This window comes from Chelatococcus sp. GCM10030263, from assembly GCF_042666455.1.
Taxonomy (GTDB): domain Bacteria; phylum Pseudomonadota; class Alphaproteobacteria; order Rhizobiales; family Beijerinckiaceae; genus Chelatococcus.
In genome coordinates this window covers 688381-703411 of sequence record NZ_JBHTDB010000009.1, presented here as the reverse complement: position 1 = coordinate 703411, position 15031 = coordinate 688381, and the positions used below count along the sequence as shown (strand labels likewise).

The 15031-nt window shown below is 64.7% G+C and carries 11 protein-coding genes and 2 pseudogenes; 5 read left to right on the top strand and 8 right to left on the bottom strand.

The genetic code is table 11. The features are described from left to right. Positions 1–550 precede the first annotated feature (550 nt). Positions 551–1675, top strand: a pseudogene (locus tag ACFQU1_RS22165) (acyl-CoA dehydrogenase family protein). Here the strand turns inward: ACFQU1_RS22165 and ACFQU1_RS22160 are convergent. Both ACFQU1_RS22160 and guaA read right to left on the bottom strand, forming a co-directional pair. Continuing rightward, positions 1618–2367: pseudogene (locus ACFQU1_RS22160) on the bottom strand (tyrosine-type recombinase/integrase); the annotation flags it as partial. The pseudogenes ACFQU1_RS22165 and ACFQU1_RS22160 sit on opposite strands and share 58 nt — an antisense overlap. A gap of 292 nt (positions 2368–2659) precedes the next feature. After that, positions 2660–4213 carry a glutamine-hydrolyzing GMP synthase gene (gene guaA / locus ACFQU1_RS22155; protein WP_378136759.1) on the bottom strand — a complete coding sequence of 518 codons (1554 nt, stop codon included), beginning with the start codon at positions 4211–4213 and terminating at the stop codon, positions 2660–2662. Between the two features lie 200 nt (positions 4214–4413). On the opposite strand from guaA, the gene ACFQU1_RS22150 reads away from it, so the two are divergent. After that, positions 4414–5661, top strand: a complete 1248-nt coding sequence (locus ACFQU1_RS22150) for a GNAT family N-acetyltransferase (RefSeq protein WP_378136757.1) — start codon at positions 4414–4416, stop codon at positions 5659–5661. Here ACFQU1_RS22150 and ACFQU1_RS22145 read toward each other — a convergent pair. From ACFQU1_RS22145 to guaB, 3 genes are read right to left on the bottom strand one after another with little or no spacing between them, the layout of a single operon-like run. Next, on the bottom strand, positions 5658–6959 hold the full coding sequence (locus tag ACFQU1_RS22145; RefSeq protein WP_378136755.1) for an RsmB/NOP family class I SAM-dependent RNA methyltransferase: 1302 nt from the start codon (positions 6957–6959) through the stop codon (positions 5658–5660). The genes ACFQU1_RS22150 and ACFQU1_RS22145 overlap by 4 nt on opposite strands. 19 nt (positions 6960–6978) lie before the next feature. Next, positions 6979–7401: an MAPEG family protein gene (locus tag ACFQU1_RS22140; RefSeq protein ID WP_378136753.1), complete on the bottom strand. Its 423-nt coding sequence runs from the start codon at positions 7399–7401 to the stop codon at positions 6979–6981. A 3-nt stretch (positions 7402–7404) separates the two neighbouring features. Continuing rightward, on the bottom strand, positions 7405–8898 hold the full coding sequence (gene guaB, locus ACFQU1_RS22135) for an IMP dehydrogenase (RefSeq protein ID WP_378136836.1): 1494 nt from the start codon (positions 8896–8898) through the stop codon (positions 7405–7407). Positions 8899–9164: 266 nt separating this feature from the next. Here guaB and ACFQU1_RS22130 point away from each other — a divergent pair, with 266 nt between their 5' ends. Next, a complete protein-coding gene (locus ACFQU1_RS22130; protein WP_378136834.1) occupies positions 9165–10589 on the top strand; it encodes a DHA2 family efflux MFS transporter permease subunit in 1425 nt (474 codons plus the stop codon). Between the two features lie 80 nt (positions 10590–10669). On the opposite strand, the gene ACFQU1_RS22125 is transcribed toward ACFQU1_RS22130, so the two are convergent. Together ACFQU1_RS22125 and ACFQU1_RS22120 are read right to left on the bottom strand one after the other, a co-directional pair. After that, positions 10670–11404: an RlmE family RNA methyltransferase gene (locus ACFQU1_RS22125; protein WP_378136751.1), complete on the bottom strand. Its 735-nt coding sequence runs from the start codon at positions 11402–11404 to the stop codon at positions 10670–10672. Next, positions 11392–12519, bottom strand: coding sequence for a Ppx/GppA phosphatase family protein (locus ACFQU1_RS22120; RefSeq protein WP_378136749.1), 1128 nt, complete (start codon positions 12517–12519; stop codon positions 11392–11394). Before ACFQU1_RS22120 ends, ACFQU1_RS22125 begins: the two co-directional genes overlap by 13 nt. A gap of 384 nt (positions 12520–12903) precedes the next feature. Here ACFQU1_RS22120 and ACFQU1_RS22115 point away from each other — a divergent pair, with 384 nt between their 5' ends. Together ACFQU1_RS22115 and ACFQU1_RS22110 are read left to right on the top strand one after the other, a co-directional pair. Then, positions 12904–13752, top strand: coding sequence for an outer membrane protein (locus ACFQU1_RS22115; RefSeq protein WP_378136746.1), 849 nt, complete (start codon positions 12904–12906; stop codon positions 13750–13752). A 290-nt stretch (positions 13753–14042) separates the two neighbouring features. Next, positions 14043–14174, top strand: a complete 132-nt coding sequence (locus tag ACFQU1_RS22110) for a hypothetical protein (protein WP_378136744.1) — start codon at positions 14043–14045, stop codon at positions 14172–14174. Between the two features lie 257 nt (positions 14175–14431). Here the strand turns inward: ACFQU1_RS22110 and ACFQU1_RS22105 are convergent, their stop codons facing one another. Then, a complete protein-coding gene (locus ACFQU1_RS22105) occupies positions 14432–14857 on the bottom strand; it encodes a hypothetical protein (protein WP_378136742.1) in 426 nt (141 codons plus the stop codon). Positions 14858–15031 lie beyond the last annotated feature (174 nt).

Genomic DNA, 15031 nt, shown 5'->3' with positions numbered 1-15031 from the left:
GCATCCCGATGATCTGCTCTTCCGTGAATCGTGAGGGGCGCATCGTCCGTCTCCGTGAGTGACGGACTCTACTCAAATCTGGAGGAAGATCAGGGTCTCAGGTCAGTATGCACCACTACCTTCGAATGACCCTTCAGCATTCTCTCTCCGCCTCGCCTGCGTTTTACATACGCAAAGATCCCGACACCCGCGACAGTTTTGCACGCGACTTTTGCAATGCAAGTGCCTTGACGTCCAGGGTCTGATTATCGAAGCGATCGCGAACCTCGCCACCACGAGGCAGCGCGAACAGCCCGATAGTAGGCCGCCGTCCGCCTCCATCGGCTGGTTCGGCCAGGAAGTCCCGATCTGCGAGCGCTTCGCACGGCGCCTCGTGAAGAGGCTCGATAACTGAGTGACCTCGCGCCGTTGGACCGGCAATTTTAGCCAATACGTCCCGGCTCGCCGCCATTATGCATGAGCGATCGGGTCGTGGACCTGCCGTCGTGTCAACGGCGTTGGCGGGCTGTTTTCGTTTGCCCCGCACGAGAACACATAGGAGCGTCTAGGGGTGTTCAGCGAACGACAGCAAGAATTTCGTGAAAGCGCGCGCCGCTTTGCAACACGCGAACTCGCGCCGACCGCAGCAGAACGAGACCGCGAAGCCCGCTTTCCCAGGGACATCTTCGCCGCGATGGGAAAGCTTGGCCTGATGGGGCTGATAATTCCCCCGGAATTCGGCGGGGTGGGCGCCGACCATGTCTCCTATGTGCTTGCCATCATCGAGATCGCCGCCGCGGACGGTGCCGTGTCGACCGCGCTCCAGGTCCACAATGGTTTGACTTGCACGCCGCTCCTTAAATACGGGACGCCGGAACAGAAGGATCGCTATCTCAGGCCTCTCGCCGAGGGCAAGCACCTCGGTGCCTTCTGCCTGACTGAGCCGGATGCCGGTTCTGATGCTGCTGCGATCACGACCTCAGGCGCACCGCCGAGGCGAGAGGTTCGTACTGTCCGGCGTGAAACATTTCATCACGTCAGGGAGTGGCGCCGATCTCGCCCTTGTCTTTGCTGTCACGAATCCGGGTGCCGGGAAGAAGGGGATTTCAGCCTTCATCGTTCCGACCGCGACGCCCGGTTATCGGGTCGCCGAGGTTCAACATACGATGGGACAGCGGTCAGGCGGTCACTGCCGAATCGAACTGGTGGACTGCGAGGTTTCGTCGGATCAATGCTGGGTGACGAAGGCCAGGGTTTGGAGATCGCCTTTTCCAGCCTCGATCTCGGCCGCCTCGGCATCGCCGCGCAGTCTGTCGGAATGGCGCGAGCGGCTCTCACGGAGGCACTTTCCTACGCAAAACAGCGGCGAACATTCGGGCGACCGATCATCGATTTCCAAGCAGTCTCCTTTCAGCTCGCCGATATGGCAACTTCGCTGCAGGCTGCCGAGCTTATGGTGCTGCACGCCGCGCGCACGCGCGATGCCGGCCAATAGTCGTCAATCGAGGCCGCGATGGCGAAACTCTTCGCCTCGGAAGCGGCCGAAGAGATCTGCAACAAGGCAATTCAGATCCATGGCGGTTATGGCTATCTCAGCGGCTGCCCGGTCGAGCGCATTTATCGCGATGTCCGCGTCTGCACCTCATCCCAGGTCGCGTCCTGCAGCTCGCTCTTGCGCACCATCGTCTGCAGGTAGAGACGCATGCCGAGCCGGATTGTCGGCAGCGTCGCCACCTTCTCGAGCAGCTTGAGCATGATCCTGATCTCGGTCGGCGAGAGCGACCGGTCCTTCGGCACGAAGGTCGCGATGGAAGACGGCCCCACATCGTCAGCGGGGTTGGCGACCTTCTCGCCGTGCAAGATCGCAAAGCCGTAGATCTGCTTGACGATGTCGCGGACGTGAATTGCCGTCGCCGGCGCTCCGCGCTCGACGATGGCGCCGCAATGCGCTCGAAGGTCGTCGGGCGTGATCTCGGTCAGAAGCCTGTTACGCCATTTGGGTAGCAGATCGCGCTCGAAGATCGATCGGCGCATCGCCCGCGTGCTTTCCGCCATCGGCGCCGCGGTCAGCCATTTCTCGCCGAACTCGCCAAAGCTCTTCGCTTCCAGAAGCCGGCGCTTCTCCCGCTGCTTTTCGATCGCCGGCGATCGCCCTTCGCTGATGGCTCGCTTGGCGTCGATGCATAGCTCGCGAGCGCGAGCGAGCGACAGGCCGGCCGGGCCGTACTTGCCGAACGTGACGGTCTCACGCCGCCCGTTCATCCGGTAATCCAGCCGAAAAGTGAGGGTCCCCGATGGCTTCACAAGCACATACATGCCGTCCCGGTCCGTCACCTTGTAAATTTTGTCTTTTGGCTTCAGGTGTTTAAGGGCTGCATCCGTCAGCATTTGAGCCGCCTCCACGAAAAAAGACCGTCAGGCCGTTTTCGGGCGCCATCTGAACAAAATCTCTTTTCCCTACAGCTAGTTAGATTAAAAAAAAGACCGTCAAAAGCGCTCAGACCCTGACGGTATCGGACAAAACCCGCTTTCGCAAGAGAGAGGCATACCGTCAGCGAGTACGTCAGCCGCCATCTCTGCCGGCCGATAGACCCTGAACGTCTATGGATGATATGTTTTGTTTATCAGTGTGTTACATCGTATTCTGGCGTGCCGCCGGATACTCCCGGCAGGGCCAAAATCATTCCCACTCGATCGTGCCGGGCGGCTTCGAGGTTATGTCGTAAGTCACGCGGTTGATGCCGCGCACCTCGTTGATGATGCGCGTTGCAACACGGCCCAGGAAGGTCATGTCGAAGGGGTAGAAATCTGCCGTCATGCCATCGACCGAGGTCACGGCGCGCAAGGCACAGACGTGGTCATAGGTGCGGTAGTCGCCCATCACGCCAACCGTCTTCACCGGCAGGAGCACGGCGAAGGCCTGCCAGATCTCGTCATAGAGCCCCGCCCGGCGGATCTCATCGAGATAAATGGCGTCGGCCTTGCGCAGGATGTCGAGCTTCTCGCGCGTGATCTCACCGGGCACGCGGATCGCAAGCCCCGGCCCCGGGAAGGGATGGCGGCCGACGAAGCTCTCGGGCAGGCCGAGCTCACGCCCGAGCGCCCTCACCTCGTCCTTGAACAACTCGCGTAGCGGCTCCACGAGCTTCATATTCATGCGCTCGGGCAGCCCGCCGACATTGTGGTGACTCTTGATCGTCACCGACGGGCCGCCGGTAAACGAGACGGACTCGATCACGTCCGGATAGAGCGTGCCTTGCGCCAGGAAATCCGCGCCGCCGACCTTCTTCGCCTCCGCCTCGAAGACGTCGATGAAAAGCTTGCCGATGGTCTTGCGCTTGACCTCCGGATCGCTGACGCCGGCGAGCGCCGAGAGGAAGAGCTCCTCTGCCTCCACATGCACCAGCGGGATATTGTAGTGGTCGCGGAAGAGGCCGACAACCTGCTCCGCCTCGCCGAGACGCATCAGCCCGTGGTCGACGAACACGCAGGTGAGCTGGTCGCCGATCGCCTCGTGGATCAGCACGGCCGCGACCGCCGAATCGACGCCGCCCGAGAGGCCGCAGATCACCCGCCCCTTGCCCACTTGCGCCCGAATGCGGGCGATCGCCTCGTCCCGGAAAGCGGCCATGGTCCAGTCGCCGGCGCAGCCGACGATGGTGCGGACGAAATTGCGTAGGATGGCGGCGCCCTGCGGCGTATGCACGACTTCAAGATGGAACTGGGTGGCGTAAAAGCGCCGCGCCTCGTCGGCGATGATGGCGAAGGGCGCATTCTCGGAAACGCCGAGCACGCGGAAGCCTTCGGGCAGCTTCGTGACGCGGTCGCCGTGGCTCATCCATACGGGATAGCGACCTCCCCTGTCCCAGACCCCGGCGAACAGCGGTGTGTCGGCGACCACTTCCACCTCGGCCCGGCCAAATTCACCGTTATGCCCGGCCTCGACCTCGCCGCCGAGCTGCTGCGCCATCGCCTGCTCGCCATAGCAAATGCCGAGCACCGGCACGCCGGCCGAAAAGATCGCAGGCGGCGCGAGCGGCGCGTCAGTATCGAGCACGGAAGCCGGCCCGCCCGAGAGGATGACACCTTTCGGCTTCAGCCGCGCAAAAGCCTCTTCCGCCTTGGTGAAGGGTACGATCTCGGAGTAGACGCCCTCCTCGCGCACGCGGCGCGCGATGAGCTGGGTGACCTGGCTACCGAAATCGATGATGAGAATGCTGTCGTGCATCGCCATCAGCTACGGGATAGCGCGCGAGGATGCAAGGATCTCTAGGCCTCCGGCATGGACCGATAGACATTGGGGATGATAGGAGCAAAGCGCTGCCTTGCCATCGCTCTCTGCGGCGGGCGCCGCTATCCTGGGGCCAAGGCACTGCCGCGACGGCACTTGCCGCAAGGCGCCTGCCACCGAGGCATTTGGAGCTCCCTCCTGCCATGTCTGTCGAGACCGGCACCATCTGGGATACCGACGCGGTGGCGCGACCTGCGTCCGCCGCCGCGCTGCTGTTCGAGGCGGAAGTCGTCGATGGCAAGACCCTGCTGGCGAACGCTGGCTCCGGCTATACGGCGGCCTATTATGCTGCGGCCTGGAAGAGCCTGACCGGCCGGGCGGTTGAGCCGAACCCTTTCTTCGACCCGGCCTTCGTCACGGCGGCCGCCGCAAGGATGAAGGATCCGCGGCATCTCGTCTTGGTGCTCGTCTGGCGAGGGAGCGAACGGGCTCCGGATGATCTCCTCGCGGTTGCCGCCTTCCGGATGAGGCGGGCCGCGACGCGGCTTTGGATCTCCGTCGCGGAAGCGCTTGCCCATGATTACGCTTTCCTGGCGACGCCGGCCGTCGACCGGACCGCGGTGGAGCCCCTCCTCGCCACGATGCTCGACGCTATCGCCGCCGTTCCGGGACTGCCCAACATCGTCTCCTTCCCGCTGATGGGCGACGAGGGCCCGGTCATGGCGGGTCTGCGGACCCTTGCCTACCGGCGCAACTCGCCGCTCCGCGTGGTGGGCACACATCGACGCGCCGCCCTGCGCCCACAAGCAACGGACGAAAAAGGCTCGGGTTGGGCGCTTTCGTCCTCCACGCGCAAGAAACTCCGGCAGCACCGTCGCCGATTGACCGAGCTCGGGCTGCTGACGACGACGCGGCACAAGGCGCCCGCGGAGGTTGCCGCAGCGTTGGAGGAGTTCCTGGCGCTTGAAGCCGCGAGCTGGAAGGGGCGCACCGGCACGGCCGTCGCGAGCGATCCGGGGCGGGCCGATTTCGTGCGCGCGGCCTTCCGCGGCATGGCGGAGGCAGGACATATCGACATCGCAGCGCTCAGGCTCGCCGGCAAGCCCATCGCCATGCAAATCATGCTGCACGCGGGCGGCGGCGTCTTCACCTGGAAGATCGCCTATGACGAGGCGCTCGGCGATTATTCGCCCGGCGTGTTGCTGGTCGAGGACTATACGAACGACCTCGTAGCCGATCCGGCGATCGCCCTTCTCGATTCCTGCTCCCATGACGACAGCGGCTTCATGGCCTCGCTGTGGAAGGAGCGGCAAGCGATCGTCGAGGTGCTCATATCCGCCAAACCCGGCCGGCATCTCGGCACCACCCTGCTCGGCGCCTTCGAGCGACGGTTGCAAGCCGGGCGGCAGTTCGCCAAGGCGCTCTATTACCGATTCAAGAAACGGCGTTAAGCCCGCTTCAGCACAGCGATATAAAATGCGTCCGTGCCGGTGCGAAGGGGCGTGATCTGCAGTCCGCCGGCAGTCGCGCAGGGCGCGAGTTCGGCAAAGCCTGACAGCGCAGCCACATCGGCCGGCGACACCCCTGCGAAGTTAGGGTGGCGCGTCCGGAAGGCCGCGACCGCGTCGTCGTTTTCCTCCGGCAGGATCGAACAGGTGATGTAGACGATCCGCCCGCCCGGCTTGACGAGGGTCGCCGCCCGATCGAGCACCACCACCTGGTCGCGCTGGCGCTCGGCGAGGCTACCCGGCCGAAGGCGCCATTTCGCATCCGGGTTGCGTCGCCAGGTGCCACTGCCGGTACAGGGTGCATCGACCAGGACGAGATCGACCGTTCCCGCGATATCGGCGAGCGGATCCGGCCGGCGTGGGTCGTAGCGTCCCCGCGGCGTGCGCAGCGTAATATTGGTTGCCCCGGAGCGCGCGATGCGTGCGTGGCTCGGTGCGAGCCGCCGGGCATCGACGTCGGTCGCGATGATCTCGCCGCCGTTATCCATCAGGGCTGCCAGCGCGAGCGTCTTGCCGCCGGCGCCGGCGCAGAGGTCGACCACGCGCAGGCCCGGCTCAGCGCCGGCCAGAAGGCTCGCGAGCTGCGAACCTTCGTCCTGGATCTCGAACCATCCGTCGAGGAATTCCGGTTCCGCCTGCAAAGCCGGCCCGCGCCCGTCCTCGGATACGGCGAAGCGCAGCCCGAAGGGCGACAGCGGCGTCTCCTCCGGCGCGAGATGGGCGAGCGCCTCCTTCACGACCCGGCGCGAGGCTTTGAGGCCGTTAACGCGGATGTCGAGCGGTGCGCGTCGCGCAAGCGCCTGCATTTCATCACGCAGCGCCGGGCCAAAAGCCTTGGTGAGCGACGGCTCGATCCATTCCGGGAAATCACCGGCAACCGCAGCCGGGGCATCGCCGATACCGGCGGCCGCGAGTCGCGCCGCCTCGTCGTCTGTCAGCGGCTCGGGGGCGAAGCGCTCGCCATTGCAGAGGGCGGCTATTGCCTCCGGCTCGAGCCCGCGCTGCAGGCAGAGCATGCCGAGCAGGATGGCGCGCGGCGAGTCCGCGCCCATGAGGAAGGCGCTCGACGCCTTGCGGCGCAGGGCGTCATAGACGAGGCTCGCGACGGCGGCACGATCCTTCGAGCCGGCAAAGCGCCGCGCGAGGCCCCAATCCTTGAGCGCATCTGGCGCTGGCCGCCGCCGAGCGAGGATGTCGGTGAGAACCTCAATGGCGCCGGCGAGGCGTGCTGCCGGGGTCACGGCCAAAGCTCCATGCGCGTCAGATCCCGGTAAGGATCTTGACGGCGAAGATCGCCCACATCACCGCGAGCACAATGCCGCCGATCCCGAACACCGGCCCACGGACGGCAATGTCGTTCGAGCCGGTGTGAACGAAGGCATGCGCCAGACGGGTAATCACGAAAACCCATGACAGGAGAACGAAGAGGAAATCCGCCTGACGCGTGAAAAGTGCCAACGCCACCACCACGTAGAACAGTACCGGCAGTTGCAGCTGATTGCCGTAGCAATTGGCGACCTGCCGCACCTTGTCCGGAAAGGCGTGGTCGTCGAGTCTAACGTCTTCACGGCGCACCCGACCGGATCTGAGTTCACGGGTGCGCAGAAAGCCGGCCCAGAACAGCAGCCCGAAGGTCAGCGCGACCTCGACGAAGACCGGCAGGAGAACGGTGGCAATGGACATGCCTCAGTCTCGGCTGCGGTAGTTCGGGCTTTCGCGCGTGATCGTCACGTCGTGGACATGGCTCTCGCGCAGGCCCGCACCGCTGATCCGGACGAACTCGGCCTTCTCGCGCAGTTCGGCAAGGTCACGCGCACCGATATAGCCCATGGCGGCACGCAAGCCGCCGACGAGCTGGTGCAGCACGCTCGCCACATTGCCCTTATAGGGCACCTGGCCCTCGATGCCCTCGGGCACGAGCTTCAGGGTGTCCTTGATGTCCTGCTGGAAGTAGCGGTCCGCCGAGCCGCGCGCCATGGCGCCGACCGAGCCCATGCCGCGATAGGACTTGTAGGACCGCCCCTGCCAGAGGAAAACCTCGCCGGGCGCCTCGTCCGTGCCGGCCAGCAGCGAGCCCACCATCACGCAATTCGCGCCGGCGGCCAGGGCCTTAGCCACATCGCCTGAGAATTTGATTCCGCCGTCGGCGATCACCGGCACGTTCTGGCTGGAGGCCACGGAGGCGGCGTCGAGAATGGCGGTGAGCTGCGGTACGCCCACCCCAGCGACGATACGCGTGGTGCAGATGGAGCCCGGACCGATACCGACCTTGATGGCATCGGCGCCGGCGTCGATCAGCGCCTTGGCCCCACCCGCCGTCGCGATATTGCCGGCGATGACCTGGACCGCGTTCGAAAGCTTCTTCACGCGGGTCACCGCGTCGAGCACGCGCTGGGAATGGCCATGCGCCGTATCGACGACGATAAGGTCGCAGCCGGCATCGATCAGCATCTCGGCGCGATGGAAGCCGTCCTCGCCGGTGGTGGTGGCCGCCGCCACGCGCAGACGCCCCTGCTCGTCCTTCACCGCATTGGGATAGGTGATCTGCTTTTCCATATCCTTGACGGTGATCAAGCCGATGCAGCGATATTGATCGTCGACGACGAGCAGCTTTTCGATGCGATATTGGTGCAGCAAGCGCTTCGCCTCGTCCTGGCTGACGCCTTCCCGCACGGTGATCAGCTTGTCCTTGGTCATGAGCTCGGCGACGGGCTGCTGCGGGTTCGTCGCAAAGCGCACGTCACGGTTGGTCAGGATGCCGACGAGTTTGCCGCGCTGCCCGCCGGGGCTGTCCTCCACCACCGGAATGCCCGAGATGCCGTGGCGCTTCATGAGATCGAAGGCGTCGGCGAGGGTCGCCGTGGGGCTGATCGTCACCGGGTTCACGATCATGCCCGATTCGAATTTCTTGACGAGCCGAACCTCGTCCGCCTGCGCCTCGGGTGTAAGATTACGATGAATGACGCCGATACCGCCGTTCTGGGCCATGGCAATGGCCATCCGCGCCTCGGTGACCGTGTCCATGGCCGAGGCGAGCACCGGCAGATTGAGCGTAATGGTCGAGGTCAATCGAGCGCGGACGTCGACCTCGCTCGGCATCACCTCGGAATGACCGGGCTGCAGGAGCACGTCGTCGAATGTCAGGGCTTCACGGAACGGAGTGTCGTGGATGACGGGCATCGCCAACCCTTTCTTCATGCTGCGAAGCACTCCGCCGAGGCCATCATCACCTCGCCACGCGGTAATCGCTTCCTAGAGTTGGCAGCGGCGTGTAACACGCCTGTGGCAAGTCGTCGAGTGCACTGGCCGCAGTTTGATGGCCCGTTCCATGCATAGGCGAGCGAGCTGCCCCGCGTCCCAGGCCGAACACACGGGATCGGCTTATGTTATGGAGCGCTTGCAACCGTCGCCCCCCGTAAAGGCAAGAGGCCGCAGTGGCCCGCCCGATGCTCGTCCCCTTCGTCGTCGCCTGTGCGCTCTTCATGGAGAACACGGATTCGACGGTTATCGCCACGTCGCTGCCGGCCATAGCGCGGGATCTCGGCGAAGATCCGCTCGCGCTGAAGCTCGCCCTCACCTCCTATCTGGTCAGCCTCGCCGTCTTCATCCCGATCAGCGGCTGGATGGCCGATAAGTTCGGCGCACGGACGATCTTTCGTCTGGCGATCGGCGTCTTCATGCTGGGGTCGGTCGGTTGCGCCTTCTCCCATTCGCTGGAAAGCTTCGTGTTGGCGCGCTTCTTCCAGGGCATGGGCGGCGCCATGATGGTGCCGGTCGGCCGGCTCGTGCTCTTGCGCAGCGTGCCGCGCAACCAGATGGTGCAGGCGCTCGCCTATCTATCGATCCCTGCGATGGTGGGGCCGGTGGTCGGTCCGCCGTTGGGCGGCTTCATCACCACCTATTTCCACTGGCAGTGGATCTTTTTCATCAATATTCCGATCGGCATCATCGGCATCGCCATGGCGACCGTATTCTTCGAGAACATCCGCGAAGATGACGTGCCGCCACTCGACCTCACGGGCACCATCCTGTCGGCGGTCGGCCTCTCCTTCCTCATGTTCGGGCTCACCACGGGCGGCGGGCATCTCGTCTCGATCGAGAAGTCGATCGCCGCGACGGTGATCGGCGCAATCGCCGTCGCCACCTATATCTGGCATTCCAAGCGCGTTCCCCATCCCGTGCTCGACCTCGCCCTCATGAAGATCCCGACCTTCCGCATCGGGGTCTTGGCGGGCTTCCTGTTCCGAATCGGCGTCGGCGCCATCCCCTTCCTCCTGCCGCTCATGCTGCAGGTCGGCTTCGGCTTCGATCCCCTGCATTCGGGCCTGACCACCTTTGCCGCAGCGGCGGGCGCCATGTTCATGAAGACGCTCGCCGCCCGGATCCTGCGTCGCTACGGCTTTCGCGGGGTCATGATCATCAATGCCTTCATCGGCGCTGCCTTCCTCGCCGTTCAAGGCTTTTTCACCGTCGATACGCCCTATGTGATCATGTTCGCCGTGCTGCTCGTCGGCGGCTGCTTCCGCTCGCTGCAGTTCACCGGGCTCAATGCGCTGATGTTCGCGGATGTGACGAAGCGCGACATGAGCCTCGCTACGAGCTTCTCGAGCGTCGCCCAGCAGCTCTCGCTCAGCGTCGGCGTTGCCGTTGGGGCTCTGGCGCTCGAGATCGCGGCCAGCCGGCATCCGGGCATCGATCTCGAAGCTTCCGACTTCTGGCCGGCCTTCCTGGTCGTTGCCGCTTTCTCGGCCGCATCGGCCTTCGTTTTGATGCAGTTGAAGCCCGATGCCGGCGCCGAGGTCTCGGGCCACCGCGATCCGCGCAAGGCGAGCGCCGAGAGCATCCAGGAACACCGCCAACCGGCGGAGTGATCCCCGATCCACGCACCGGCCTCGACGCCCTGCAGCGTGTTGGAGCGAGGAAGCGGCTGCCGCGGAGAGAACGCGGAACGCTAAGGTGTGGGCGGCGCGGTGTCCTGGGCGTCGGCGTCCCCGCCCCTGAATCCCTTCGCCAATACGTAGAGTTCGGCCGAATCGGCGCGGCTCGCCGCCGGCTTGACGTGACGGACCTCGCGGAAATCGCGCTTCAGGTCGGCGAGCAGGCTCGTTTCCGTCCCGCCCTGCAGGACTTTGGCGAGAAAGGCCCCGCCGGGCGCCAAGACCCGGCGCGCGAAGTCTACTGCAGTCTCTGCGAGCCCCATGATCTTGAGATGGTCGGTCTTCTTGTGGCCGGTCGCATTGGCAGCCATGTCCGACAGAACGACATCGGCCCGCCCGCCGAGCAGCGCCATCAGGCGCTCGGGAGCTTCCGGGGCGAGGAAATCAAGCTCGATGAAGTCGATGCCGGGCAGAGGCTCGATCGGCAGGAGATCGATGCCGACGACCCTACCCTCGCCTTTGCTCACCCCGATCTTGGCAGCGGCGACCTGCGACCACCCCCCCGGTGCGGCGCCGAGATCAATGACACGCTGGCCGCGCTTCAGGATCGGGTATTTCTCATCGATTTCGAGGAGTTTATAGGCTGCTCGCGACCGGTAGCCCTCGCGCTTGGCGCGGGCCACATAGGGATCGTTGAGCTGGCGTGCGAGCCATTTCTGCGACGCAACCGAGCGCTTGCCCGCCGTCTTGACGCGCACCTTCAGTGTCCGCGGCGTATCGCCCGTCCCGCGCCGCGTCACGTGCCCCATCCGCCCCGCCAGACGCCGTCCTCGCGCATCATCGTCATGAGGATGCCCTCGCGCAGACCGCGATCGGCGATCCTGAGCCGCTCGCTCGGAAAGGCACGGCGAATGGCCTCGAGAATGGCGCAGCCGGCGAGCACGAGGTCGGCACGCTCGCGCCCGATGCAGGGATTGGCGACGCGCTCGTCATAGCCGGTGTCGAGAAGATGATCGATCACCTCCGAAACCTCAGGATCCGTCATCCAGAGCCCATCCACCTGCCGCCGGTCATAGCGCGGCAGCGCGAGGTGAACGCCGGCAATGGTCGTGACCGTCCCGGAGGTCCCGAGCAGGTGAAAGCCGCGCTGAGAGGCGGCGATGCCGGCCCGCTCCGCAAAGCCGGCGACCAAGGCGCCGACATCCGCCACCATGGCTTCGAAGCCTTCACGGGTGACATGGGCGCCGCCATGCCGTTCGGCGAGCGTGACGACGCCGGTCGGCATGGATTCCCAGGCGCGCACCCGTTCGCCCGGTTCCGTGCGTCCGGAGGACTGCATGCCCTCGAGCCAGATGATCTCGGTCGATCCGCCGCCGATGTCGAAGACCACCACCGCGTCGGCCTGCGGATCGGCGAGATTGGCGCAGCCCGTTACGGCGAGATAGGCCTCGGTGCGCCGGTCGACCACCTCGAGCGCGAGACCCGTCTCCCGCTCGACCCGCTCAATGAACACGGGCCCGTTCACCGCCGCCCGGCAGGCCTCCGTCGCGATGAGGCGGGCGCGCACCACGCCGTTGCTGTCGATCTTGCTGCGGCAGACCTTGAGCGCCTCTATGGCGCGCAGGATGGCGGGCTCGCCGAGTTGATTGGCTCGCCCAAGCCCCTCCCCCAGCCGCACGATGCGGGAAAAGGCGTCGACCACCCGGAAGCCATGCGCCGTCGGCTCGGCGACGAGAAGGCGGCAGTTGTTGGTTCCAAGATCGAGCGCCGCATAAGCCGCAGCTCGCGGCCCACCGCGGCGCCAGCGCCGCCGGCGTCCGCGACGCCGCGACTTGCCGCCCCGCGGAACGCCCTCTCCGGCGGGCGGATTCTGCCGCGTCTGGGCAGGGGTCCCACCGACTCTTGCGTCATCAATGACCGTCACGGCCGTAATTCCTCGGGCGACATGCTGCCGAGGATCCGGAAGCCTCGCCACGTTTGGTTTTCCCGGCGAGAGTAGCAGCGCACCATGCGCCATGCCAAGAGCTTCATGCGGTCACCGCTTCGCGGGAGAGGACCTCCCTCGCGCCCATCAAGGAATGCTGGCCCTCGATAGCGTCGAAGCGCAAGCCGCCGATTAATCCATCCTGAACCATAGCAGCGCATTATTGCATCGCAGCCTGGCATTCGGCATCGACGGCCGCTTGCTGCGCACATTTTGCAACGCCGCAAGCATAATTGCCAATACTATTTGAGATTAGCTTCTCTCTTACTCGTTCTAAGCGGCTTATGCGGCCGCCATGCCCATATTTTTAGTGTGAGATATGAAATGCGCGCTCGATTGATTAATTCACTATTTACGATCGCTTGCACGATCGGCATTCCCGCTGCCTTCGCATCGGACCTCCCTCGCCGCCCTTCCCTGCCGCCTGCGCCCTTGCCCCCTGCCTTCACATGGACCGGCGCCTATGCCGGCCTGGACGTCGGCTACGGGCTCGGGCGTCTCAAGACCAAAGCCATTTGGGCCGGCTCGACCGACGCGGTCGCCACCGCGCTGCCGGATTCGCTGCGCGGCACCATCGGGGGCACAGGCAAGCACCGCAAAGGCTTCGGCGGCGGCCTGCACGTCGGCTATGATCACCAGTTCGGCTGGATGGTGGCCGGCCTCGAAGCGGATGTGATGTCCATCAAGCTGCAGGGCACCGGCGTAGCGGCGGCGAGCCTCGTCGATCCGGTCACCGGCGCGAGGATTGACGCGGCGGCAAGCGGCAGCCAGCGGCTCCATTGGTTCGCAACGCTGCGTCCGCGCATCGGCTTCCTCCCGTTCGAGCGTTTGTTGATCTACGGGACGGGCGGACTTGCCGTCGGCCGCGCCAGCAATCGGGTGCAAGGCACGGTCGCCGTGACGGCGCCGGGTTCGGACATGTCGGAGACCACGAGTTTCGGCGCCTACGGCAAGCCGGGCTCGGGCTACCGCTTCGGTTGGGTGGTCGGCGCCGGCGCTGAATATGCGCTCACCGATGACATCAGCATCAAGGGCGAGTTCCTTCACATCAATCTCGCCGGACGGAATTTCGTCGCGGCCGTGCCCCAGCCCGATTCGGGCGAGGCTGCGGTTCTGTTCAAGAACAAGACCGCTTTCGAGGTGATGAAGGCCGGCGTGAACTACCGCTTCTGACCATGTCGACGGCCAGCGGTCTTCGGATCACGTAATGCCCGCTCCCGTGGGAGCGGGCGTTGACGTGTCCAACGCAAGCAGCCGGAGCCTTCAAGCGGGAGCGCGGCAGACTGCCGCAACGAGGCCTGGACATATCTCCGAACGGCCGAATCGCCGGCCGCCTGCGGTGCTCGCCGCCAAGGTGCGCACGCCTAACCGATCTATCCTGAGATTGCCGAACGCAGCCGGCTTCGCCATAGTGGCGCCCAGCATCGCGCCACCACGGCAGCGCAGGAAGGAACGGAGACATCATGGCCCATCTCGACGATCACAGTGCGGCGGGAGACCCGAGCGAATCCGGCATGCCGGCTGGCGGCATCGTGCTCAGCGTCGTCATTTCACTGACCCTGATCGCCATCGTCTCGCTGCACATGTTCGCCTAGCATCGTCGACAGAGCTGGCTTTCGGAGCGGACGGCAAGAGTTCGATAGGGGCAAGCCGGCCGGCTTCAACCGGGCCAGGCACGCATGGCCCCAATGTTGAAAGGCTGAAAGCCGCTGCGGCTCGCCCCGGCGACCGGTGGAACGCCACCCCGCGCCGCGAGGCACCTACTCACGCGTGATCACCCACGTCGGACGCTGCGCGAGATTCACGCGGCGCAGGGCCCGACGCAGGTGTCCTTTGAGCCGGTCGCGACCGTTTAGAACGAAGCGATACGCGTGACTTCCCGGCTGACCGGATTGACGAAGACCATCTTCTTATCCGGCGAGACGAAATAGGCGAAGGCTCCGTAGTGCGGGATGACCACGCCCGGCGACTCGATCCCTGAAAGGATGAGAGACCGCTTTTTGTTGTCGGGCGTGAAGGTCACGCGGCCGCCGGACGAGGCAATGATGCCGGTGACATAAGTCAGCGGCACATAGCGCGGCACGATGCTGCCGGGCACGACCTTCAAGCCGCTCGCGATCGGCAGCACATGCTCCACCATCGTGTTCGGAATGGTCGGCACGAGCTTCACGGCTTTTGTCAGGGGCGTCGGTGTCACGATAAAGGTCTGCGCGCCCGCACCCGAAATTCCGGCCGTCAAACCTGCCAATGCAATACCAGTAATCAAAAGAGCCTTCATGGCAATACTCCTGTGCACAATAGGCCTCGGCAGAACAGGACACCGGCAGGTTTGTTCCGCATTTCTGAAAGCAACCGGCGCTAGCGTTAACAAACGGCTATACTGATCGGACAAATTGCACGCAAAACATCTTTGCGAGGAGCGTCAGTCAACTCATCCGGCAATGTGCAGGAC